The following is a 20,902-nucleotide window of genomic DNA, read 5'->3' on the forward strand; positions in this document are numbered from 1 at the left end:
TTATTTGCTGTCTTTACCGACATGCAGAATGGCGAGGAACGCTTCCTGCGGCAGTTCGACGTTACCGATCTGCTTCATGCGCTTTTTACCCTCTTTCTGTTTTTGCAGCAGCTTTTTCTTACGGCTGATATCGCCACCGTAGCATTTCGCCAGAACGTTTTTACGCAGTTGCTTCACCGTTGAACGCGCGATGATGTGCGTGCCGATGGCCGCCTGGATCGCGATATCAAACTGCTGGCGCGGGATCAGATCTTTCATCTTTTCGACCAGCTCACGGCCACGGCTCTGGGAGTTGTCGCGGTGAGTGATCAGCGCCAGCGCATCAACACGTTCGTTGTTGATGAGGACATCAACACGCACCATGTCAGATGCCTGGAAGCGTTTGAAGTTATAGTCCAGCGACGCATAGCCGCGGGAGGTCGACTTCAGGCGGTCGAAGAAGTCGAGTACCACTTCCGCCATCGGAATTTCATAGGTCAGCGCGACCTGGTTACCGTGATAAACCATGTTGGTCTGTACGCCACGTTTCTCGATACACAGCGTGATGACGTTACCAAGGTAAGCTTGCGGCAGCAGCATGTGACACTCGGCGATCGGCTCGCGCAGTTCGTAGATGTTGTTCAGCGGCGGCAGCTTGGATGGGCTATCGACGTAGATTGTCTCCTTCGCCGTGGTTTCCACTTCGTAAACTACGGTCGGCGCGGTAGTGATCAGATCCAAATCGTATTCACGTTCCAGACGTTCCTGAATGATCTCCATGTGCAACAGGCCGAGGAAGCCGCAGCGGAAGCCAAAGCCCAGCGCGGTTGAGCTTTCCGGCTCATAGAACAAGGAAGCGTCGTTCAGGCTCAGCTTGCCGAGCGCATCACGGAAGTTTTCGTAATCGTCAGAGCTGACCGGGAACAGACCGGCATAAACCTGCGGTTTCACCTTCTTGAAACCTGGCAGCGCTTTCTCTGCCGGGTTACGCGCAGACGTTAAGGTATCACCCACCGGGGCGCCAAGAATGTCTTTAATCGCACAAACCAACCAACCTACCTCGCCGCATTTCAGCTCGGTACGGTCAACCTGTTTCGGCGTGAAGATACCCAGACGGTCGGCGTTATAAACCTGACCGGTGCTCATCACTTTAATCTTGTCGCCTTTACGCATGGTGCCGTTTTTAATACGCACCAGCGAAACCACGCCCAGGTAGTTATCGAACCAGGAGTCGATGATCAGCGCCTGCAATGGGCCTTCCGGATCGCCTTCCGGCGGCGGAATGTCGCGCACCAGACGTTCCAGCACGTCGGTCACGCCCACGCCGGTTTTCGCCGAGCAGCGTACTGCGTCGGTGGCGTCGATGCCGACGATATCTTCAATTTCTTCCGCTACACGCTCAGGGTCAGCGGCTGGCAGGTCAATCTTGTTCAGTACCGGCACCACTTCCAGATCCATTTCCATGGCGGTGTAGCAGTTGGCCAGCGTTTGCGCTTCTACACCCTGCCCGGCGTCAACCACCAGCAGTGCGCCTTCACAGGCGGCAAGCGAGCGGGAAACTTCATATGAGAAGTCGACGTGGCCCGGGGTGTCGATAAAGTTAAGCTGATAGGTTTCACCATCAGATGCTTTGAAATCGAGCGTCACGCTCTGCGCTTTGATAGTAATACCGCGCTCACGCTCAAGATCCATCGAGTCGAGAACCTGCGCTTCCATTTCACGGTCAGACAGGCCACCGCAGATCTGGATAATACGGTCAGACAGCGTCGATTTACCGTGGTCGATGTGAGCAATGATTGAAAAGTTACGTATGTTCTTCATATAGAGTAATTATTGTGCCTTACGCCCGCCTGAGCAGGCTCTGAGAAGTCGCTGATCTGAGCTTAACGTCTGTTTAAGTGAAACGCCGCATTCTACACTACAACGCTGAGGCGAGGAAACGTTCATAGAGCAAGGATAGCGGGAACTGGAAACAACCTTACAAAGTCGGTGAAACTTTTGCCGGATGGCAGCATAAACGCCTTATCCGGCCTACGCCTGCATCTGAAAACGCGGTAGGCCTGATAAGCGCAGCGCCATCAGGCAAAGATATCACTGCTGGGTTTCAACGCGAATAAGATCGGGCGGGAGGGCAACGTTCAGAATGACCGGCTGCCAGGCTTCACGTTCAGCAAGCTTACGGGAATATCCGCGGGCGATCAGGAATCCGCCCACGCCACCCAGTACAGCCCCGCTTAAAGCTGCCAGGTCGGAGCCAAACAGCACCTGGAACAGCGCCGCGAAAAGAAAGAGCCCCGCCAGCGGAGACATATAAACCAGCATCGCCGATCCCAACAGGCTCCTCTCGGCAATGCCCAGCTCAACTTTTTGACCAGCAGCCAATGGCTCATCGCAGGGTACCACGATAGTGTGCGTGGTCTGCGGTCCAAGTTTATTCAGCACGCGGCTCCCGCACCCGGCCCGGGAAGCACAGCTGCTACATGACGCTTTCACATCACAGCTGACCGTCGCCAGACCATTTTGCCAGGAAACGACTGTCGCCCACTCTTTGATCATTGTGCGGCCCTGAACTTAATATTATCCGCGATACGCTTCGCCGTTTGTGGCGGCAGTTCGCCCACTATCGTAATTTCCGCGTTATCACGCACGCTGGTGCTGACCGTTCTACGCCCGGTTCGCAGCAGTTGATCGGTGCTGTTTTGCGTCGCGCGGTTTACGTTCACGGAGAAACTGAACAGGCCATCCGAATAAAGGCGTGATTCAATCGGCATGTTATCCATGGTCGGCAGCGGACGTCGACTGCTGGAGACTTCACTAAAGCCTTGCGGCACCCATGACGGACTCCAGTTGAAGTTGGTTTTTTCACCCGCGGGAACCGACAGCAACGGCGGTAGATTGGCTTTCGCCAGCGTCTGCATGCTGTCGCTAACGCCGTTGTTTACGGTAAAGGCGATGACGCGGAACTGTTCCAGCGTTTCGCCATCACGATCGAGAAGATCGACACGCATCGGTAGCTTGGTTTCGGTGTCCATCCAGACGATATAGCTGTAACGGGTGCCGTCACGAGCGACAACGCGGATCACTTCACAGAGCCGATCGGCAATGCGAGTGCGGCCTACTGAAATAAAATCATAGTAGGGTGCAAGGCGTTTGAAGTCGGTATAAATCAGGGATGGCAATGAATCAACGATATAGTCGCCGTTCAGCGTGAACGGTTCGAGCCCAGGCTCGAAATAACTTATTTCATTGCCGCGTTGCACCACTTCCCGGCGCGGTCCATCCAATTGCAACAACTGCGCTAACGGACGGTTATCCTGGCGGGCATGGCGATAACGTAGGGATTCAACACCCTGTTTATTGATGCTGACAAATGACAGCTCATAGGTTAGCGACTGGCTGGCCAGATTCATCTGCTGCAACAACGCCCCGGACGCAGGATTGGCCGAGGCGTTTACAGAGAAGAACAGGCTACCAGCCACAAGTGACATGGCAAACCAAAGTTGCTTCATTACTGCGATTGCGTTCCTAAAGTTTGAATTCCTGGCACCTGCACAGCGGCTTGCTGTGTTTGCGCCTGCTCAAACTGAAGCTGTTCAGAGTGCAGTCGACGTTGCAGTTCGTAATCCTGCAACATGGCATTAATACGACGACGCTGCTCCTGTACCTGCTGTTGCTGACCGCCGCTGGCTGTCGCGTCAGAAGGTACACCCAGGCTTACCGGACTGGCTTTACCCATCATCGGTAATGTATTAAATACCGGCGTTTCGGGCTGCTGGGACGTTTCAGATTGACCGTTATAGTGCTGGACGCCAACAATAACTGCAAGTGATACACACGCGGCCACCCCCATTTGGGTAAGCTGCGCGGCCCACGGACGCATTTTCTTCCAGAATGGCATTTTCTGCCACTGGTGCGGTGCTGGCTGGGCCTCAGGAATCAATGGCGCCGTCTGACGTACTGGCTCATCCTGGATGGCAGCCATTACGCGGGCGGAAATATCGAAATGGAGAACGTCGGCGGTATCACCTCGCATGGAATCGCGAATCAGGTGATAACTCTCCCAGGTTTTTTGCATTTCCGGGTCGTGAGTCAGCTCTTTAAGCAACTCAGTATCCAGCGTTTCGCCATCCATTAAAGCGGAAAGTTTTTCTTTCTGCATGCCTAATACCTTTTCCAGTATCCCGCTATCGTCAACGCCTGATAAGCGGTTGAACTTTATTATCAATAGCTTCCCTCGCTCGGAAGATACGTGAACGCACCGTACCTACCGGACAATCCATGATAGCGGCTATCTCTTCATAGCTCAGGCCATCCAGCTCCCGTAAGGTTATTGCCATGCGTAAATCTTCCGGGAGGGACTCAATAGTTCGGAAAACTATCTGTCTCAGTTCTTCTGACAACATTAAGTTCTCAGGGTTCGAAATTTCTTTCAGTGCACCGCCACTTTCGTAGTTTTCTGCTTCAATCGCATCTATATCACTGGAAGGTGGACGACGCCCCTGAGCGACCAGGTAATTCTTCGCTGTATTGACTGCGATACGATACAGCCAGGTATAAAAAGCACTATCCCCCCGGAACGAGTCCAGCGCACGATAGGCCTTGATAAATGCTTCTTGTACTACATCGGGTACATCGCCCGACGGTACATAGCGAGAAACCAGACTCGCCACCTTATGCTGATAGCGGACTACCAGTAGGTTAAAGGCTTTCTGATCTCCCTTCTGGACCCGTTCTACCAGGACCTGGTCCGTTAACTGCTCGCTCATCCGAGGTAAAGTCTCCCCAAACCAAATTTCCACGCGCTGTCGAAACGCCACTCCATAAGCTTCACTATGAGCAAGCAAATGCTTAGAGTGCTCAAGTTTCGTAAAGTTCCGTTACGCATTTGTTTTTTGTTTGTCATGTTGTAGACAGGTCTTATCTCTCATTATAAGTCTACATAACCCGATCAACGCACTATCTGTAAGAAATGCCCATTTCACCGCTTGCAGAGTAACCCAACGGCCACTTTATTTCATCACATAATCTGATGCTAACGGCCTGCTTCACAAAATAATTTTGCTCATTTCGGCCTCGTCATACTTTTTCTTTCATGTTTAGCCATTGCAACACATTTAAAAATAAAACGTGCAGCAACGCGTATTCTGGTGCTATTGTGAGCAAACACTGTTTAGTAAATTAAACAAACATTATGAATACAACTCCTGAATTATCCTGTGACGTGCTGATCATTGGCAGCGGAGCTGCCGGACTCTCGCTGGCGCTGCGGCTGGCTGAGAAACATCAGGTTATTGTACTGAGCAAAGGTCCTGTTAGCGAAGGCTCGACGTTTTATGCTCAGGGTGGTATTGCCGCGGTTTTCGATGAAACCGACAGTATCGACTCCCACGTTGAAGACACGCTGGTTGCCGGGGCCGGACTTTGCGATCGTCATGCGGTAGAGTTTGTCGCCAGCAATGCCCGCACCTGTGTGCAGTGGCTTATCGATCAGGGTGTGTTATTTGATACGCAGGTTCAGCCCAACGGTGAAGAGAGTTATCACCTGACCCGTGAAGGCGGTCATAGTCATCGACGCATCCTGCATGCTGCGGATGCTACCGGTAAAGAAGTCGAAACCACCCTTGTCAGCCAGGCGCAAAATCATCCTAACATACAGGTTCTGGAGCGCAGTAATGCCGTCGATCTGATTGTCTCTGATAAAATCGGCCTGCCGGGAACGCGTCGGGTTGTTGGGGCCTGGATCTGGAATCGTAATAAAGAAGCTGTCGAAACCTGCCATGCGAAGTCAGTGGTGTTAGCTACCGGCGGCGCGTCAAAAGTGTATCAGTACACTACCAATCCGGATATCTCCTCGGGGGACGGGATTGCGATGGCCTGGCGCGCGGGATGTCGTGTCGCCAATCTTGAATTTAACCAGTTTCATCCAACGGCGCTGTATCATCCGCAGGCGCGCAATTTCCTGCTGACCGAGGCGCTGCGTGGCGAAGGCGCGCACCTGAAGCGCCCGGACGGCTCGCGCTTTATGCCCGATTTTGACGAGCGTGGCGAACTGGCTCCTCGCGATATCGTCGCCCGTGCCATTGACCACGAGATGAAGCGTCTGGGCGCTGACTGCATGTTCCTCGACATCAGCCATAAACCGGAAGCATTTGTTCGTCAGCATTTCCCGATGATTTATGAAAAACTGCTGGGACTGGGCATCGATTTGACCAAAGAGCCGGTCCCTATCGTCCCTGCCGCGCACTATACCTGCGGCGGTGTGATGGTTGATGACTTTGGCCGCACGGATGTCGACGGTCTGTATGCCATCGGCGAAGTGAGCTATACCGGCCTGCATGGCGCCAACCGTATGGCGTCGAACTCATTGCTTGAGTGCCTGGTTTACGGCTGGTCAGCCGCTGAAGATATCGACAGGCGAATGCCTTACGCACGCGGTGTCAACACACTTCCCGCCTGGGATGAAAGTCGTGTGGAAAATCCGGATGAGTTGGTGGTGATTCAGCATAACTGGCATGAGCTGCGCTTATTTATGTGGGACTACGTCGGGATTGTGCGTACGACTAAGCGCCTGGAGCGCGCGCTGCGCCGTATCACCATGCTGCAACAGGAAATCGACGAGTATTACGCCCATTTCCGCGTGTCGAACAATTTGCTGGAACTGCGCAACCTGGTGCAGGTTGCCGAGCTGATTGTACGCTGCGCAATGATGCGCAAAGAGAGTCGGGGCCTGCACTACACGCTGGATTATCCTGAACAACTTCCCGAGTCAGGCCCGTCCATCCTCTCGCCGCTAAGTCATCACATAAACAGATAAAACGCCTGGGTCAGCGCCGTGTAACCTTCAGAGTAACGTTGGTCTGGCCCACGGATAAACAACCTGTCGCTAAAGCACTCCCCGGCCTGCGGGGAGAATGCCAACAATACACGATGTGGTAGCCGGGCCTCAGTTTCTGCCACATCCGTACGTAAACGCAAATGCCAGCCCATACTTAATGCCTGCTGGGTAAAGGCGTTACCAATTTGTTCCGGCAGCACGACACAAAAAAAACCATCTTCTGTAATACTCCCCGCCGCCAGCGCCAGCAATGCTTCATGATCGAGCGCGGTCGTGTAACGTGCCTGCTCGCGCTGCAGCGTGGCGCATTCCACTCCCTGTTCATAATAAGGTGGATTGCTGATAATCAAATCAAAACGCACGGTCTGGCGTGGTATCCATTGCTGCGCATCTGCTGTATGAACGCTGACGCGATGCATCCACGGAGATTGCGCGATGTTCTCCTGCGCCTGCTGCGCGGCGTCAACATCAAGCTCCACAGCGTCAATGATGACATTTTCATCAGTACGCTGGGCCAGCATCAACGCCAACAGGCCGCTCCCGGTACCAATATCCAGGATCCGTTTTACGCCCGCAACGGGGGCCCAGGCCCCTAATAAAATACCGTCCGTTCCGACTTTCATCGCACAACGATCATGCGCCACAAAAAACTGCTTAAATGTAAATCCATTACGTCTAAGTACGGATGTAGACTGGGGCATGGAGAACAACCTTCCTGGGGAAAAAAGACGATAACATAGGATAAAAACAATACCTGAGAAGCTATATCCATACAAACAGATGAAGATTGCAGCCGTAACGTCTATAATCAGCGCCCCACACAGAGGTAGAACATGACTGTAACGACTTTTTCCGAACTTGAACTCGATGAAAGCCTTCTGGATGCCCTCCAGGAAAAAGGTTTCACTCGCCCGACCGCCATTCAGGCTGCCGCCATTCCGCCTGCGCTCGATGGCCGTGATGTACTCGGTTCTGCGCCGACAGGCACCGGTAAAACGGCGGCATATTTGCTGCCAGCGTTGCAGCACCTGCTCGACTTCCCGCGCAAAAAATCTGGCCCACCGCGCATTTTAATTCTGACGCCAACGCGCGAACTGGCGATGCAGGTTGCCGACCACGCCCGTGAACTGGCGAAGAATACGCATCTGGATATCGCCACAATTACCGGCGGTGTGGCTTACATGAACCATATGGAAGTCTTTAGCGAAAACCAGGATATCGTGGTCGCCACCACCGGTCGCCTGCTACAATACATCAAAGAAGAGAATTTCGACTGCCACGCGGTTGAAACGCTGATCCTCGATGAGGCAGACCGTATGCTGGACATGGGCTTTGCCCAGGACATCGAACATATCGCCGGTGAAACCCGCTGGCGTAAGCAGACGATGTTATTCTCTGCCACGCTGGAAGGCGACGCGATTAAAGATTTTGCCGAGCGCCTGCTGGAAGATCCGGTTGAGGTTTCGGCGGATCCCTCGACCCGCGAACGCAAGAAGATCCATCAATTTTACTACCGTGCCGATGACATCGAGCACAAAACGGCTCTGTTGATCCATCTGTTAAAACAGCCGGAAGCGACCCGTTCGATTGTTTTTGTACGTAAGCGTGAGCGTGTGCACGAGCTGGCAGGCTGGCTGCGCCAGGCTGGCATTAATAACTGCTATCTCGAAGGCGAGATGGTACAGATCAAGCGTAACGAAGCGATCAAACGCCTGACCGATGGTCGTGTGAACGTACTGGTTGCGACCGATGTTGCCGCCCGCGGGATCGACATTCCTGATGTTAGCCACGTGTTTAACTTCGACATGCCGCGCAGTGGTGATGCCTATCTACACCGCATTGGCCGTACCGGCCGCGCTGGCCGTAAAGGTACCGCGATTTCTCTGGTTGAAGCGCACGACCACCTGCTGCTTGGCAAAGCGAGCCGCTATATCGACGAACCGCTGAAGGCGCGCGTTATTGACGAACTGCGCCCGACAACTCGCGCGCCAAGTGAGAAATCTAACGGCAAGCCGTCCAAAAAAGTGCTGGCGAAGCGCGCCGAGCAAAAAGCCAAAGAAAAAGAGAAACCGCGCGTGAAGAAACGTCACCGCGACGCCAAAAATATCGGCAAACGTCGTAAGCCGAGCGGAACGGCTCCCCAGCAGTCCGACAAAGAGTAAAACCGTATGCCGGGCCGTTTAGCCCGGCATTTTTTCATGCATCGCAAAGCTCTCTTCAATACACTCAATAAACACCCGCATCGCCGGGCTAACGACTTTCCCAGCATGGTAACCGCACAATGCCGTAATTAACTCCGGCTGTTCGCTGAACGGTAACTCAACCAATTCCCCTGAACGGAGCTCCTTCTCAACGGCAAAACGCGGCAAAAAACTGACGCCAAGATTTGCCGATACGCAGTGCTTGATGCTCTCAATACTCCACAACTCAATCGTATTTTCCAGCGTAATATGACGCTTACGCAGTAGCCCTTCGAAGCGTTGTCTGAAAATACATTGCGGTTCATTAATGATAAAGCTGCAGGGAATGTGCTGGTGATGCCGGGTGAAATCAACGTGCTGCAGCAGAGGCGACGCAACCAGCGCCAGTGACTGATCGCCCAGCGGTATCATCTCAAGTGCATCATCATTACCAACACGATAAAACACGCCCAGATCAACCTCATCACCGAGCAACGCATCGCGAATGACATAGCAGTTGAGCGACTGTAAGGACAACCGCACATGAGGCGCGCGTTGTTTAAATCGCTGTAGAACCTGCGGCATTTTATACGCCAGCAGCGTTTCGCCGGTCGCAACGCGTAGATCGCCGCTCGGCTGCGCATCCTGCTGCGCTGACTGACGAATCGATGCCATCACGCGGGTCAGGTCGTGTATATGCGGCATCAACCGTTTGCCCTCACTGGTGAGACACATTCTGCGGCCAATTTTTTCGAACAGCTGCACCGAAAGCTCTTGCTCAAGCTGCTGAATATGAAACGTCACGGTCGATTGCGTACAACAAAGCTTTTGTGACGCCCGCAGGAACGACCCTTCTTCCACCACCGTTTTTAACGTAATAAACCGACGTAAATCCATCCGCACCAACCCATCGAAAATATCGAACTCAGAATGCGAAAACATTCATTTTTTTAAATGTTTTGACTCGAGTACTGTCTACCAAAACAGAGGAGATAACAAGTGACCCCCATACTTTTAAGTGCATTCTGGACCTATACATTGATTACCGCGCTAACCCCCGGCCCAAATAACATCCTTGCGCTCAGTGCTGCGACGTCACACGGTTTTCGCCAGAGCACGCGCGTGCTTGCCGGGATGAGTCTGGGCTTTTTAATCGTCATGCTGATATGCGCCGGGATTTCGTTTTCGCTTGCCGCGATGGATCCTGCCATCATCCACTGGCTCAGTTGGGCAGGCGCGGCATATATCTTGTGGCTGGCATTGAAAATCGCCACCAGCCCGGCGGCAAACGATAATTTGCAGTCCGAACCGATCGGCTTCTGGGCGAGTTTTGGCTTGCAGTTTGTTAACGTCAAAATCATTTTGTACGGCATTACCGCGTTATCCACGTTCGTACTGCCCTATACGCAGGATGCACACTGGCTGATTGGGGTGAGTATTCTGCTGGCGCTGATCGGCACCTTTGGTAATGCATGTTGGGCGCTGGCAGGCCATCTTTTTCAGCGCCTCTTTCGCCGTTACGGCCGACAGTTGAATATCATTCTGGCGCTGCTGTTAGTGTATTGCGCAGTACGAATTTTTTACTAACGGATATAAAAAAGCGGAAGACGCGCTGGCATCTTCCGCTTTTGATTTTCTGCTAAACGGGGTTATTCCCCGCGAGCCTTACAGGCTCTCAGTAAAGGTACGAGCAATAACGTCGCGCTGCTGTTCTGGGGTCAGAGAGTTGAAACGTACCGCATAACCAGAAACACGGATGGTCAGCTGCGGATATTTTTCCGGATGCTTAACCGCATCTTCCAGCGTTTCGCGACGCAGAACGTTCACGTTCAGGTGCTGACCACCTTCCACGCGAACTTCCGGCTGTACGTCTACCGGCACTTCACGGTATTCGATTTCACCCAGTTTGCTGACGGCAACGACGTCATCCGCATTGAAACCTGCTTTCGCAACGATGCAGCGTGCTTCGCCTTTTTCGCTGTCCAGCAGCCAGAAAGAGTTCAGCAGGTCGTCGTTTGCAGCTTTAGTAATCTGGATACCTGTAATCATTTGATGCCTCCCCGGCAAAATTATTTGATCTCGGTTGGCCGTCATCCGGCCAATTGGTAAAACCATTGTTGCTTGAGTGTATATATACCCCTCACACACCCTTGAATCTTTGATTTAAATCAATAAAAACCACACATGAAAAGTGGTGATAGGTGGATTTTATTGTTTTACATCAACTTACGCCACGTACACAGCTAAACTTTTTACATAAATTTTCAACTATCTTTAAGGCCCATGCCGTTGAGAAACGTACAGAATTTTGCGACGTGGTAAGAAGCAGTTAAGCTAGAGGGATTGAAAATTCGCAGGAGAGCGAGATGGCCACCGAATTAACCTGGCACGATGTGCTGGCAGATGAGAAACAGCAGCCTTATTTTGTTAATACGCTACATACTGTCGCTGGCGAGCGTCAGTCGGGTATGACAATTTACCCGCCGCAAAAAGATGTGTTTAATGCTTTTCGCTTTACCGAACTTGGCGACGTGAAAGTCGTCATCCTGGGGCAGGATCCTTACCACGGTCCAGGCCAGGCACACGGTCTCGCGTTCTCTGTTCGTCCGGGTATTGCCACTCCCCCCTCGCTGCTGAATATGTACAAAGAGCTGGAAGCGACGATTCCTGGCTTCACGCGCCCAACGCACGGTTATCTGGAAAGCTGGGCACGTCAGGGGGTACTGTTACTGAATACCGTACTCACCGTCCGCGCCGGTCAGGCACATTCGCACGCCAGCCTGGGGTGGGAAACCTTCACCGATAAAGTCATCAGCTTGATTAATCAGCATCGCGAAGGCGTCGTATTCCTGCTCTGGGGTTCACACGCACAAAAGAAAGGCGCGATTATTGATACCCAACGTCACCATGTGTTGAAAGCGCCGCACCCGTCACCGCTCTCCGCGCATCGTGGTTTCTTTGGCTGCAATCACTTTGTACTGGCTAATGAATGGCTGGAACAACGAGGTGAAAAACCGATTGACTGGACGCCGGTGTTACCTGCAGAAAGTGAGTAAAAAAATGCCAGCGATTCGCTGGCATTTTTATTATCAGGCTTTGTTCTGACGCCACCACTCCGCGAGCAGTACGCCGGTTGCCACAGATACGTTGAGCGTTTCAACGTTACCCGTACCGTCAATCGCCACGCACAGGTCGTCGGCTGAGCATGCCGCTTCCGGCAGCGCTTCACGCTCACGCCCTAATACCAGCACCATTTTTTCCGGCAGCGTGGTAGTAAACAACGGTTTGCCTTTCACGCTTGAGGTCATCACTACCGTGTAACCTGCCTTACGGAAGTCGTCCAGCACATCGACAATGCTGTCACCGGTGATCGGCTGAACATGCTCTGCGCCACCTTCAGCGGTACGGATTGCCGCACCTGATTCCAGCAGCGCCGCATCCTGTACCACCACGCCTTTCACACCAAAGTGGGCGCAGCTACGCATCATTCCGCCCAGGTTGTGCGGGTTAGCGATGTCTTCCAGAGCCAGTACGCAATCCTGCGCCCCAGCCTGACCCACCCACTGCTTAACGGTGGTACCGTTACGTTTTTTGATCAGGAAACAAACACCGCCATGGTGCTCAGTACCGGAGGCTTTCGCCAGCTCAGCTTCATCAACCACATGGTAGGCTTTACGGTTTGCCGCCATCCAGCGTAATGCTTCTTTAAAGCGCGGGGTGACGCTCTGCACGAACCAGGCGCGAACAATAGCGTCCGGACGACTCTGGAACAGAGCCTGACAGGCATTTTCACCGTAAACGCGGGTTTCTTCCGCGCGCTGACGACGTAAGACTTCAGGATCGATAAAACTCTTGCCGCTAATGCCACCATGATCGGCTTTATCCTCAGCATCATCATTCGGTGCGCGGGACACGGTACGCCATGGTGAATCTTCACGTCTGCGATCGCGTTCTGCATCGCGGTCACGACCACGTTCACGGCCGCGTTCGCTGTTCGGACCCTTTCTGTCATCACGGGCAGGGCGACGACCGCCTTCGGCTCGGGAAGTACCGGAGCGTCCGCCGCCTTTACCAGTACGTGGATTTTGGGTGCGTTTATCCGAGTCATCGTCACTGCGGACGTACATCACTTTGACCTTGCCGTTTTTGTTCTTCAGTTCGTCGCTCATGTTTTTCTCCACCTGCTCTGCGCGAAGCGCGCAGATTACCCGATGTGCACGTCGTTAGCCATTATTTCATTTAAAAGCTAAGGACTATTGTACTCATTGAATAAAACGCATTGTTGTTTAGAACAGACTCCCCGATAATATGTAACATAATAGAAACATACTGGCGTCACTGCCATGAAGTCCACACTACTCATCCAGAGGTTAGTTATGAATACCGTTTGTACCAGCTGCCAGGCTATCAACCGCATTCCCGACGATCGTGTCCAGGAAGCGGCTAAATGCGGACGCTGTGGTCACGACCTGTTCGATGGGGAGGTGATCAATGCGACCGGTGAAACACTGGATAAACTGTTAAAAGACGATCTCCCGGTGGTGGTTGATTTTTGGGCCCCCTGGTGCGGACCATGCCGTAACTTTGCCCCAATTTTTGAAGATGTCGCGGAAGAGCGTAGCGGTAAAGTACGTTTTGTTAAAGTGAATACAGAAGCCGAGCGTGAACTCAGCGCCCGCTTCGGTATCCGCAGTATTCCGACCATCATGATCTTCAGAAAAGGTGAAATCGTCGATATGCTTAATGGCGCCGTACCTAAGGCTCCGTTTGATAGCTGGCTTAACGAATCATTATAATCTCTGCGGGGCGCATCTTGTGCCCCGTTTTCACCTCTGCGACAATAGCGTTTTTCAACGTGTTCCCCCATGACCGATAACGCAGTTCTTCAGTTACGCGCTGAGCGCCTCGCGCGCGCCACACGTCCTTTCCTCGCCCGAGGTAACCGTATTCGTCGCTGCCAGCGCTGCCTGCTGCCGCTAAAGCTCTGCTTATGCGCAACGTTAGTACCATCTGAGGCCAAAAGCCGTTTTTGTCTGGTCATGTTTGATACCGAGCCGATGAAGCCCAGTAACACGGGACGTTTAATCGCCGATATTTTGCCCGATACCGCGGCTTTTCAGTGGTCACGCACCGAACCGCCGCAGACGCTGCTTGAGCTGGTGAAAAATCCTGATTACCAGCCGATGGTGGTATTCCCGGCTTCCTATGCGGGCGAAGAGCGCGAAGTGATTTTCACGCCGCCGACCGGCAAACCGCCGTTGTTTATTATGCTCGATGGCACCTGGCCGGAAGCGCGTAAAATGTTCCGCAAAAGCCCGTACCTCGACAACCTGCCGGTGATCTCCGTTGATTTATCGCGCCTTTCTGCTTATCACCTGCGTGGTATTCACGCCGAAGGGCAATACTGTACTGCCGAAGTCGCCATCTCTTTGCTGGATCTGGCTGGCGATAGGCAAGCTGCGGAAGGGTTAAGCGATCACTTCACTCGCTTTAAAACCCGTTACCTGGCAGGAAAAACTCAACATCAGGGAAGCGTCACAGCAGACTCGACAGAAAGCGTTTAAAATCATTCGGTCACTGGTGTCATTAAGGAAGCCGATATGAGTCAACGTGGTCTGGAAGCACTACTGCGACCGAAATCCATTGCGGTGATTGGGGCGTCGATGAAGCCTAACCGCGCGGGTTACCTGATGATGCGTAATCTGCTTGCCGGCGGTTTCAATGGGCCTGTTCTACCGGTGACGCCCGCCTGGAAAGCGGTATTGGGCGTACTGGCCTGGCCCAATATCAGCAGCTTGCCTTTTAGCCCCGACCTCGCCGTGTTGTGCACCAATGCCAGCCGTAACCTGGCATTGCTCGAGGCGCTTGGCGAGAAAGGCTGTAAAACCTGCATTATTCTTTCGGCTCCCGCGGCCCAGCATGCAGAACTGCTGGCCTGCGCCTCACGCTATAAAATACGCCTGCTGGGTCCCAACAGTCTGGGACTTCTCGCCCCCTGGCAGGGACTTAACGCCAGCTTTTCCCCCGTCCCGATTAAGCGCGGCAAGCTGGCTTTTATCTCTCAATCCGCCGCCGTATCCAATACCATACTCGACTGGGCGCAGCAGAGAGAAATGGGCTTTTCTTACTTTATCGCGTTGGGTGACAGCCTGGATATCGACGTTGATGAGCTCCTGGATTACCTGGCGCGCGACAGCAAAACCAGCGCAATATTGCTCTATCTCGAACATTTGAGCGATGCCCGGCGCTTTGTCTCTGCCGCCCGTAGCGCCGCGCGCAATAAACCCATTCTGGTGATTAAGAGTGGCCGCAGCCCGGCAGCGCAGCGTTTACTGCACACCAGTGCAGGGATGGACCCAGCCTGGGATGCGGCTATTCAGCGCGCCGGTTTATTACGCGTGCAAGATACTCACGAGCTGTTCTCGGCGGTCGAAACCCTGAGTCACATGCGCCCGCTGCGTGGTGACAGACTAATGATCATCAGTAACGGCGCCGCGCCTGCCGCACTGGCATTGGATGAGCTATGGTCGAAGAATGGCAAACTCGCCACGCTGAGTGAAGATACCTGCCAGAAATTACGCGATGCGCTACCAGCCCATGTTGATATCGGCAACCCGTTGGATCTTCGTGACGACGCCAGTAGCGAACATTATGTAAAAACGCTGGATATTTTACTCACCAGCCAGGACTTCGACGCGCTGATGGTGATTCATTCGCCCAGCGCCGCCGCCCCCGGGACCGAAAGCGCGCAAGCGTTGATCGAAGCAGTAAAGCAGCATCCTCGAGGGAAATTTATCTCCTTACTAACCAACTGGTGCGGGGAGTTTTCTTCCCAGGAAGCCCGTAGGCTATTTAGCGAAGCAGGGGTGCCCACCTACCGTACACCGGAAGGAACCATCACCGCATTTATGCATATGGTTGAGTATCGGCGTAACCAAAAGCAACTGCGAGAAACGCCTGCGCTACCGGACTACCTGACCACGAACACCGCCGAGGCGCATAATCTGTTACAGCAGGCGATTGCCGAAGGGGCCACATCGCTGGATACCCATGAAGTGCAGCCGATTTTACAAGCTTATGGCTTACACACGCTCCCGACCTGGATCGCCAGCGACAGCGCAGAAGCTGTGCATATCGCAGAGCAGATCGGCTATCCGGTGGCGCTCAAGCTGCGTTCCCCTGATATCCCGCATAAATCGGAAGTTCAGGGGGTAATGCTCTACCTGCGTACGGCAACAGAGGTACAGCAGGCCGCGAATGCGATTTTGGATCGGGTGAAAATGGCCTGGCCGCAGGCGCGCATCCACGGTTTATTAGTGCAAAGCATGGCGAATCGCGCTGGCGCTCAGGAGCTTCGCGTCGTCGTTGAACACGATCCGGTATTTGGCCCGCTGATTATGCTGGGTGAAGGCGGGGTTGAGTGGCGACCAGAAGAGCAAGCCGTGGTGGCATTGCCGCCATTGAACATGAATCTGGCGCGTTATCTGGTTATCCAGGGGATCAAAAATAAGAAGATCCGCGCTCGTAGCGCACTACGCCCACTGGATATCGCCGGACTAAGCCAGCTTCTGGTGCAGGTATCCAACCTGATCGTCGATTGTCCGGAAATTCAGCGTCTGGATATCCATCCGCTGCTGGCCTCCGCCGGTGAATTTACCGCGCTGGACGTCACGCTGGACATTGCCCCTTTCACGGGCGATAACGAAAGCAGATTGGCTGTACGCCCCTACCCTCATCAGCTTGAAGAGTGGGTTGAGTTGAAGAACGGCGAGCGCTGCCTGTTCCGCCCCATTTTGCCAGAGGATGAACCTCATCTGCAGCAGTTCATTTCTCAGGTAACCAAAGAAGATCTTTATTATCGCTATTTTAGTGAGATCAACGAATTTACCCATGAAGATTTAGCCAATATGACACAGATCGACTACGATCGTGAAATGGCCTTTGTCGCTGTGCGTTGTAGAGATAATCATGAAGAGATCCTCGGCGTGACGCGAGCTATCTCGGATCCTGATAACGTAGATGCCGAGTTTGCCGTCCTGGTTCGTTCTGATCTCAAAGGACTTGGACTGGGTCGCCGATTGATGGAAAAATTAATTGCCTATACCCGAGATCACGGACTTAGACGTTTGAATGGTATTACGATGCCAAACAATCGCGGTATGGTCGCCCTGGCCCGGAAACTCGGGTTCGTTGTTGACGTCCAACTCGAAGAGGGGATTGTTGGGCTAACGCTTAATCTGGCCCAATTTGAGGAATCGTGAGTAAGGTACTGGAAATGTTGACCACATTAATGGGTACTGGTGGTATCATTGCCCGCTTATGTCGTCTGCATAGCACAGAGGACCCTTCAATGAACAGAGAAGAAATGCACTGTGATGTTGTCAAAATTTAAGCGTAATAAACATCAACAACACCTTGCCCAACTACCCAAGATTTCTCAGTCAGTTGATGATGTAGATTTCTTTTATGCTCCCGCTAATTTCAGGGAGACTCTGCTGGAAAAAATCGCCAGCGCGACGCGACGGATCTGCATTATTGCGCTGTACCTGGAACAGGATGACGGTGGCAAAGGCATACTCGACGCGCTCTATGCGGCAAAACGGCAGCGTCCTGAACTGGATGTTCGGGTGCTTGTCGACTGGCACCGAGCCCAGCGCGGGCGCATTGGTGCTGCGGCATCTAATACCAATGCTGACTGGTATTGCCGCATGGCGCAAGAAAACCCCGGTATCGATATTCCTGTCTATGGCGTGCCGATTAACACGCGCGAAGCCCTTGGCGTTCTGCATTTCAAAGGCTTTATCATCGATGACAGCGTCCTGTATAGCGGCGCCAGCCTGAACGATGTTTATCTGCATCAGCATGATAAATATCGCTACGACCGTTATCAGTTGATTCGCAACGCGCAAATGGCCGATATCATGTTCAATTGGGTGGTGCAAAACCTGATGAATGGTCGCGGCGTTAATCGTCTTGATGATATCAATCGCCCTAAAAGCCCGGAAATTAAAAACGACATCCGCTTGTACCGTCAGGAACTGCGCGATGCGTCATTCCATTTTCAGGGAGATGCGGATAATGAACAGCTTTCTGTTACGCCTCTGGTTGGACTCGGAAAATCCAGTCTGTTAAATAAGACTATTTTCCACCTCATGCCCTGCGCAGAGCACAAACTCACAATTTGTACCCCTTATTTCAATCTGCCCGCCATACTGGTGCGCAATATCATTCAGTTGCTGCGTGAAGGGAAAAAGGTCGAAATCATTGTCGGTGATAAAACCGCCAACGACTTTTACATCCCGGAAGATGAGCCTTTTAAAATTATCGGCGCGCTGCCCTATCTGTATGAAATTAACCTGCGCCGTTTCCTGAGCAGACTGCAATATTATGTGAATACCGACCAGTTAGTCGTGCGCTTATGGAAAGATGATGACAACACTTATCATCTGAAAGGCATGTGGGTTGATGATAAATGGATGCTGCTCACCGGCAACAACCTTAATCCTCGAGCCTGGCGTCTGGATCTGGAAAATGCCATCCTTATCCACGATCCTAAGCAAGAGCTGGCGCCCCAGCGCGATAAAGAGCTGGAGCTTATCCGCACGCATACCACCGTGGTTAAGCACTACCGCGACCTGCAAAGCATTGCTGACTATCCAGTCAAAGTGCGTAAGCTGATCCGTCGACTACGCCGTATTCGTATCGACAGATTAATTAGCCGTATTCTGTAACCAAAACCCCGTCACTGACGGGGTTTTTCATATGGAGGCAACGGTGCGCCTGTTTATTCTTACCAGTATCCTGGCTATTTCTGGCTGCAGCCACATGGCAAACGACCGCTGGAGCGGACAAGACAAAGCTCAACATTTTATTGCCTCCGCCATGCTTGCCGCAGCCGGTAACGAATATGCCCAGCATCAGGGTAACAACCGAGATCGCAGTGCAGCTATTGGTTTGATGTTCTCAGTCAGCCTGGGCGCGTCAAAAGAACTGTGGGACAGCCGCCCCGCTGGGAGCGGCTGGAGCTGGAAGGACTTTGCCTGGGATGTTGCGGGCGCCTCAACCGGCTATGCAGTCTGGCAACTGGCGCATCATTAGAGGCGCAGCCCTTTCCCCTTACCATGCAGCATCAGCGATACTAAAAATGCAACGACTGCCAGCGCGGTAACGTACCAGAAGAATGTGGTTTCCATACCGATGGATTTCAGGGATAAGGCAACATATTCGGCTGAACCACCAAACAGAGCATTCGCCACCGCATAAGATAACCCAACCCCCAGGGCGCGTACCTGCGCCGGAAACATCTCAGCCTTCAGAATGCCGCTGATGGACGTATAGAAACTCACGATCAACAAGGCGCACATTACCAGAGCAAACGCCATATACGGAGACGTCACGTTTTGCAATGCAGTCAAGATGGGAACGGTGAAAATCGCAGCTAATGCGCCAAAGCATAGCATGGAAGTACGTCGGCCAATTTTATCTGACAAAGCGCCAAACAATGGTTGCACCAGCATGAACACACACAGTGCCGCCGTCATAATCCCACTGGCTACGTTGGCATGCATACCTGCGGTATTAACCAGGTATTTCTGCATATAGGTTGTGAAGGTGTAAAAACACAGCGAGCCAGCAGCAGTAAAGCCAAGCACCATGATGAAGGCTTTGCGATTACGCCACAGACCTTTCAGAGAGCCCGCTTCTTTCAGCGCGCGAACGTCCTGTTTCGAGGTTTCATCCAACTGGCGACGCAGCCATAGCGCGACAATAGCTAACACGGCTCCCAGCGCAAATGGAATACGCCACCCCCACTCTCTGAGCGCTGAATCTTCTAAGGTTTGCTGTAAAATGACCACAACCAGTAATGCCAATAGCTGCCCGCCAATTAACGTTACGTACTGGAATGAAGCATAAAAACCTTTCTTACCTTCAATGGCCACTTCACTCATGTAGGTAGCGCTGGTCCCGTATTCGCCCCCGACAGACAGTCCCTGAAATAGTCTGGCCAGTAGCAATAGCGCCGGAGCCCAGGTACCGATGGTTTCATACCCCGGAAGACAAGCGATCACCAGCGATCCCATACACATCATACAAACTGACAGCAGCATGGATTTTTTGCGCCCGTGCTTATCAGCGATGCGACCAAACAACCAGCCGCCAATTGGTCGCATCAGAAAGCCTGCGGCAAAAACGCCAGCAGTCTGTAAGAGTTGCGTAGTGGTGTTTCCTGATGGAAAAAAGATATGAGCAAAATAGAGAGAGCAGAAAGAATAGATATAGAAATCAAACCATTCGACCAGATTCCCTGATGATGCTCCGACAATCGCCCAAATACGACGGCGGGTATCGCCGTCTGTCAGCGTCCCGTTCTCAGTTACACTGCTATCAGCCATTAGAATTATACCCCTGCCAAGGATCGCGTGAATTTATCAATGCTAGTTGTGTCTTTTTTGGTAAACTAAATGTTATATAATTGTTATAATTAATTATGCGATATAAGTCACGGTTTTAATTAGCACAGAAAGGATTCAGATATGTTCGAGGGGATAGAGTTGGAGGTCGCATAAGGCGACAGGCGGAGTTTATTTCGTACAGACGCAAAAAAGCCCATCCGGCAGGACGGGCTTCTTCACTTTATTTGATGCCTGGCAGTTCCCTACTCTCGCATGGGGAGACCCCACACTACCATCGGCGCTACGGCGTTTCACTTCTGAGTTCGGCATGGGGTCAGGTGGGACCACCGCGCTACAGCCGCCAGGCAAATTCTGTTTATTAACCCGCTTTTCGCCGGTTAATGTCATCTGTATCAGGCTGAAAATCTGTCTTCTCAAATCCGCCAAAACATCTTCGGCGTTGTAAGGTTAAGCCTCACGGTTCATTAGTATCGGTTAGCTCAATGTATCGCTAC

At 52.6% G+C, this 20,902-nt stretch carries 19 protein-coding genes, 2 rRNA genes and 1 pseudogene (1 of these 22 only partly in view); 9 read left to right on the forward strand and 13 right to left on the reverse strand.

Going from position 1 to position 20,902, the window contains the following annotated elements; translation table 11 throughout:
- The 6 genes and pseudogenes from lepA to rseD form a co-directional block, all read right to left on the reverse strand.
- On the reverse strand, positions 1 to 1,800 hold the full coding sequence (gene lepA / locus JSN25_RS21660; RefSeq protein ID WP_038642706.1) for a translation elongation factor 4: 1,800 nt from the start codon (positions 1,798 to 1,800) through the stop codon (positions 1 to 3).
- A gap of 270 nt (positions 1,801 to 2,070) precedes the next feature.
- Entirely contained in the window at positions 2,071 to 2,535 is a 465-nt protein-coding gene (rseC, locus tag JSN25_RS21665) for a SoxR-reducing system protein RseC (protein ID WP_061382216.1), read from the reverse strand.
- Positions 2,532 to 3,488, reverse strand: a complete 957-nt coding sequence (gene rseB / locus JSN25_RS21670; RefSeq protein WP_038642710.1) for a sigma-E factor regulatory protein RseB — start codon at positions 3,486 to 3,488, stop codon at positions 2,532 to 2,534. Before rseB ends, rseC begins: the two co-directional genes overlap by 4 nt.
- Positions 3,488 to 4,138, reverse strand: coding sequence for an anti-sigma-E factor RseA (rseA, locus tag JSN25_RS21675; protein ID WP_008785497.1), 651 nt, complete (start codon positions 4,136 to 4,138; stop codon positions 3,488 to 3,490). The genes rseB and rseA overlap by 1 nt, the downstream gene beginning before the upstream one ends.
- A gap of 31 nt (positions 4,139 to 4,169) precedes the next feature.
- Positions 4,170 to 4,745 (reverse strand): RNA polymerase sigma factor RpoE, encoded by a 576-nt coding sequence (gene rpoE / locus JSN25_RS21680; protein WP_003037573.1) that lies wholly within the window; start codon positions 4,743 to 4,745, stop codon positions 4,170 to 4,172.
- A pseudogene (gene rseD / locus JSN25_RS21685) lies at positions 4,742 to 4,907 on the reverse strand (rpoE leader peptide RseD). Before rseD ends, rpoE begins: the two are co-directional and overlap by 4 nt.
- Positions 4,908 to 5,170: 263 nt before the next feature.
- On the opposite strand from rseD, the gene nadB reads away from it, so the two are divergent.
- Positions 5,171 to 6,793: an L-aspartate oxidase gene (gene nadB / locus JSN25_RS21690; RefSeq protein ID WP_038642714.1), complete on the forward strand. Its 1,623-nt coding sequence runs from the start codon at positions 5,171 to 5,173 to the stop codon at positions 6,791 to 6,793.
- On the opposite strand, the gene trmN is transcribed toward nadB, so the two are convergent.
- The gene (trmN, locus tag JSN25_RS21695; RefSeq protein ID WP_159121871.1) at positions 6,778 to 7,515 is read right to left on the reverse strand and encodes a tRNA(1)(Val) (adenine(37)-N(6))-methyltransferase TrmN; all 738 of its coding nucleotides are present in this window, start codon (positions 7,513 to 7,515) and stop codon (positions 6,778 to 6,780) included. The two genes, nadB and trmN, sit on opposite strands and share 16 nt — an antisense overlap.
- A gap of 132 nt (positions 7,516 to 7,647) precedes the next feature.
- Between trmN and srmB the strand changes: the two genes are divergently transcribed.
- The gene (srmB, locus tag JSN25_RS21700) at positions 7,648 to 8,976 is read left to right on the forward strand and encodes an ATP-dependent RNA helicase SrmB (protein ID WP_159121872.1); all 1,329 of its coding nucleotides are present in this window, start codon (positions 7,648 to 7,650) and stop codon (positions 8,974 to 8,976) included.
- An 18-nt stretch (positions 8,977 to 8,994) separates the two neighbouring features.
- On the opposite strand, the gene JSN25_RS21705 is transcribed toward srmB, so the two are convergent.
- A complete protein-coding gene (locus JSN25_RS21705; protein WP_087856395.1) occupies positions 8,995 to 9,891 on the reverse strand; it encodes a LysR family transcriptional regulator in 897 nt (298 codons plus the stop codon).
- A 102-nt stretch (positions 9,892 to 9,993) separates the two neighbouring features.
- On the opposite strand from JSN25_RS21705, the gene eamB reads away from it, so the two are divergent.
- Positions 9,994 to 10,581, forward strand: coding sequence for a cysteine/O-acetylserine transporter (gene eamB, locus JSN25_RS21710; RefSeq protein WP_038642722.1), 588 nt, complete (start codon positions 9,994 to 9,996; stop codon positions 10,579 to 10,581).
- Positions 10,582 to 10,659: 78 nt separating this feature from the next.
- On the opposite strand, the gene grcA is transcribed toward eamB, so the two are convergent.
- Positions 10,660 to 11,043: an autonomous glycyl radical cofactor GrcA gene (grcA, locus tag JSN25_RS21715; RefSeq protein ID WP_005121223.1), complete on the reverse strand. Its 384-nt coding sequence runs from the start codon at positions 11,041 to 11,043 to the stop codon at positions 10,660 to 10,662.
- A 317-nt stretch (positions 11,044 to 11,360) separates the two neighbouring features.
- Between grcA and ung the strand changes: the two genes are divergently transcribed.
- Complete coding sequence (ung, locus tag JSN25_RS21720) at positions 11,361 to 12,050, forward strand: uracil-DNA glycosylase (RefSeq protein ID WP_042306632.1); 690 nt, start codon at positions 11,361 to 11,363, stop codon at positions 12,048 to 12,050.
- A 33-nt stretch (positions 12,051 to 12,083) separates the two neighbouring features.
- On the opposite strand, the gene JSN25_RS21725 is transcribed toward ung, so the two are convergent.
- The gene (locus JSN25_RS21725) at positions 12,084 to 13,163 is read right to left on the reverse strand and encodes a tRNA/rRNA methyltransferase (protein ID WP_087856393.1); all 1,080 of its coding nucleotides are present in this window, start codon (positions 13,161 to 13,163) and stop codon (positions 12,084 to 12,086) included.
- 207 nt (positions 13,164 to 13,370) lie between these two features.
- Between JSN25_RS21725 and trxC the strand changes: the two genes are divergently transcribed.
- From trxC to JSN25_RS21750, 5 genes are all read left to right on the forward strand, one after another.
- The gene (gene trxC / locus JSN25_RS21730) at positions 13,371 to 13,790 is read left to right on the forward strand and encodes a thioredoxin TrxC (RefSeq protein WP_003037559.1); all 420 of its coding nucleotides are present in this window, start codon (positions 13,371 to 13,373) and stop codon (positions 13,788 to 13,790) included.
- A 69-nt stretch (positions 13,791 to 13,859) separates the two neighbouring features.
- Positions 13,860 to 14,558, forward strand: a complete 699-nt coding sequence (gene tapT, locus JSN25_RS21735; RefSeq protein ID WP_160956121.1) for a tRNA-uridine aminocarboxypropyltransferase — start codon at positions 13,860 to 13,862, stop codon at positions 14,556 to 14,558.
- A 36-nt stretch (positions 14,559 to 14,594) separates the two neighbouring features.
- Positions 14,595 to 17,255 (forward strand): bifunctional acetate--CoA ligase family protein/GNAT family N-acetyltransferase, encoded by a 2,661-nt coding sequence (locus tag JSN25_RS21740; protein WP_204525344.1) that lies wholly within the window; start codon positions 14,595 to 14,597, stop codon positions 17,253 to 17,255.
- A gap of 114 nt (positions 17,256 to 17,369) precedes the next feature.
- Complete coding sequence (pssA, locus tag JSN25_RS21745) at positions 17,370 to 18,725, forward strand: CDP-diacylglycerol--serine O-phosphatidyltransferase (protein ID WP_204525758.1); 1,356 nt, start codon at positions 17,370 to 17,372, stop codon at positions 18,723 to 18,725.
- A 31-nt stretch (positions 18,726 to 18,756) separates the two neighbouring features.
- Positions 18,757 to 19,092, forward strand: coding sequence for a YfiM family lipoprotein (locus tag JSN25_RS21750; protein ID WP_201746028.1), 336 nt, complete (start codon positions 18,757 to 18,759; stop codon positions 19,090 to 19,092).
- On the opposite strand, the gene JSN25_RS21755 is transcribed toward JSN25_RS21750, so the two are convergent.
- From JSN25_RS21755 to JSN25_RS21765, 3 genes are all read right to left on the reverse strand, one after another.
- Positions 19,089 to 20,387, reverse strand: a complete 1,299-nt coding sequence (locus JSN25_RS21755; protein WP_061382224.1) for an MFS transporter — start codon at positions 20,385 to 20,387, stop codon at positions 19,089 to 19,091. The genes JSN25_RS21750 and JSN25_RS21755 overlap by 4 nt on opposite strands.
- A 250-nt stretch (positions 20,388 to 20,637) precedes the next feature.
- A 5S ribosomal RNA gene (gene rrf / locus JSN25_RS21760) occupies positions 20,638 to 20,753 on the reverse strand.
- Between the two features lie 98 nt (positions 20,754 to 20,851).
- Positions 20,852 to 20,902, reverse strand: a 23S ribosomal RNA gene (locus JSN25_RS21765) (it continues 2,854 nt past the right edge of the window).

Source organism: Citrobacter cronae (assembly GCF_016893685.1).
Classification (GTDB): Bacteria; Pseudomonadota; Gammaproteobacteria; order Enterobacterales; family Enterobacteriaceae; genus Citrobacter; species Citrobacter werkmanii.

Coding starts and splice junctions, on each gene's coding strand:
- lepA (WP_038642706.1), bottom strand. CDS start 1,800: ATGAAGAACATACGTAACTTTTCAATCATTGCTCACATCGACCACGGT.
- rseC (WP_061382216.1), bottom strand. CDS start 2,535: ATGATCAAAGAGTGGGCGACAGTCGTTTCCTGGCAAAATGGTCTGGCG.
- rseB (WP_038642710.1), bottom strand. CDS start 3,488: ATGAAGCAACTTTGGTTTGCCATGTCACTTGTGGCTGGTAGCCTGTTC.
- rseA (WP_008785497.1), bottom strand. CDS start 4,138: ATGCAGAAAGAAAAACTTTCCGCTTTAATGGATGGCGAAACGCTGGAT.
- rpoE (WP_003037573.1), bottom strand. CDS start 4,745: ATGAGCGAGCAGTTAACGGACCAGGTCCTGGTAGAACGGGTCCAGAAG.
- nadB (WP_038642714.1), top strand. CDS start 5,171: ATGAATACAACTCCTGAATTATCCTGTGACGTGCTGATCATTGGCAGC.
- trmN (WP_159121871.1), bottom strand. CDS start 7,515: ATGCCCCAGTCTACATCCGTACTTAGACGTAATGGATTTACATTTAAG.
- srmB (WP_159121872.1), top strand. CDS start 7,648: ATGACTGTAACGACTTTTTCCGAACTTGAACTCGATGAAAGCCTTCTG.
- JSN25_RS21705 (WP_087856395.1), bottom strand. CDS start 9,891: ATGGATTTACGTCGGTTTATTACGTTAAAAACGGTGGTGGAAGAAGGG.
- grcA (WP_005121223.1), bottom strand. CDS start 11,043: ATGATTACAGGTATCCAGATTACTAAAGCTGCAAACGACGACCTGCTG.
- ung (WP_042306632.1), top strand. CDS start 11,361: ATGGCCACCGAATTAACCTGGCACGATGTGCTGGCAGATGAGAAACAG.
- JSN25_RS21725 (WP_087856393.1), bottom strand. CDS start 13,163: ATGAGCGACGAACTGAAGAACAAAAACGGCAAGGTCAAAGTGATGTAC.
- trxC (WP_003037559.1), top strand. CDS start 13,371: ATGAATACCGTTTGTACCAGCTGCCAGGCTATCAACCGCATTCCCGAC.
- tapT (WP_160956121.1), top strand. CDS start 13,860: ATGACCGATAACGCAGTTCTTCAGTTACGCGCTGAGCGCCTCGCGCGC.
- JSN25_RS21740 (WP_204525344.1), top strand. CDS start 14,595: ATGAGTCAACGTGGTCTGGAAGCACTACTGCGACCGAAATCCATTGCG.
- pssA (WP_204525758.1), top strand. CDS start 17,370: ATGTTGTCAAAATTTAAGCGTAATAAACATCAACAACACCTTGCCCAA.
- JSN25_RS21750 (WP_201746028.1), top strand. CDS start 18,757: ATGGAGGCAACGGTGCGCCTGTTTATTCTTACCAGTATCCTGGCTATT.
- JSN25_RS21755 (WP_061382224.1), bottom strand. CDS start 20,387: ATGGCTGATAGCAGTGTAACTGAGAACGGGACGCTGACAGACGGCGAT.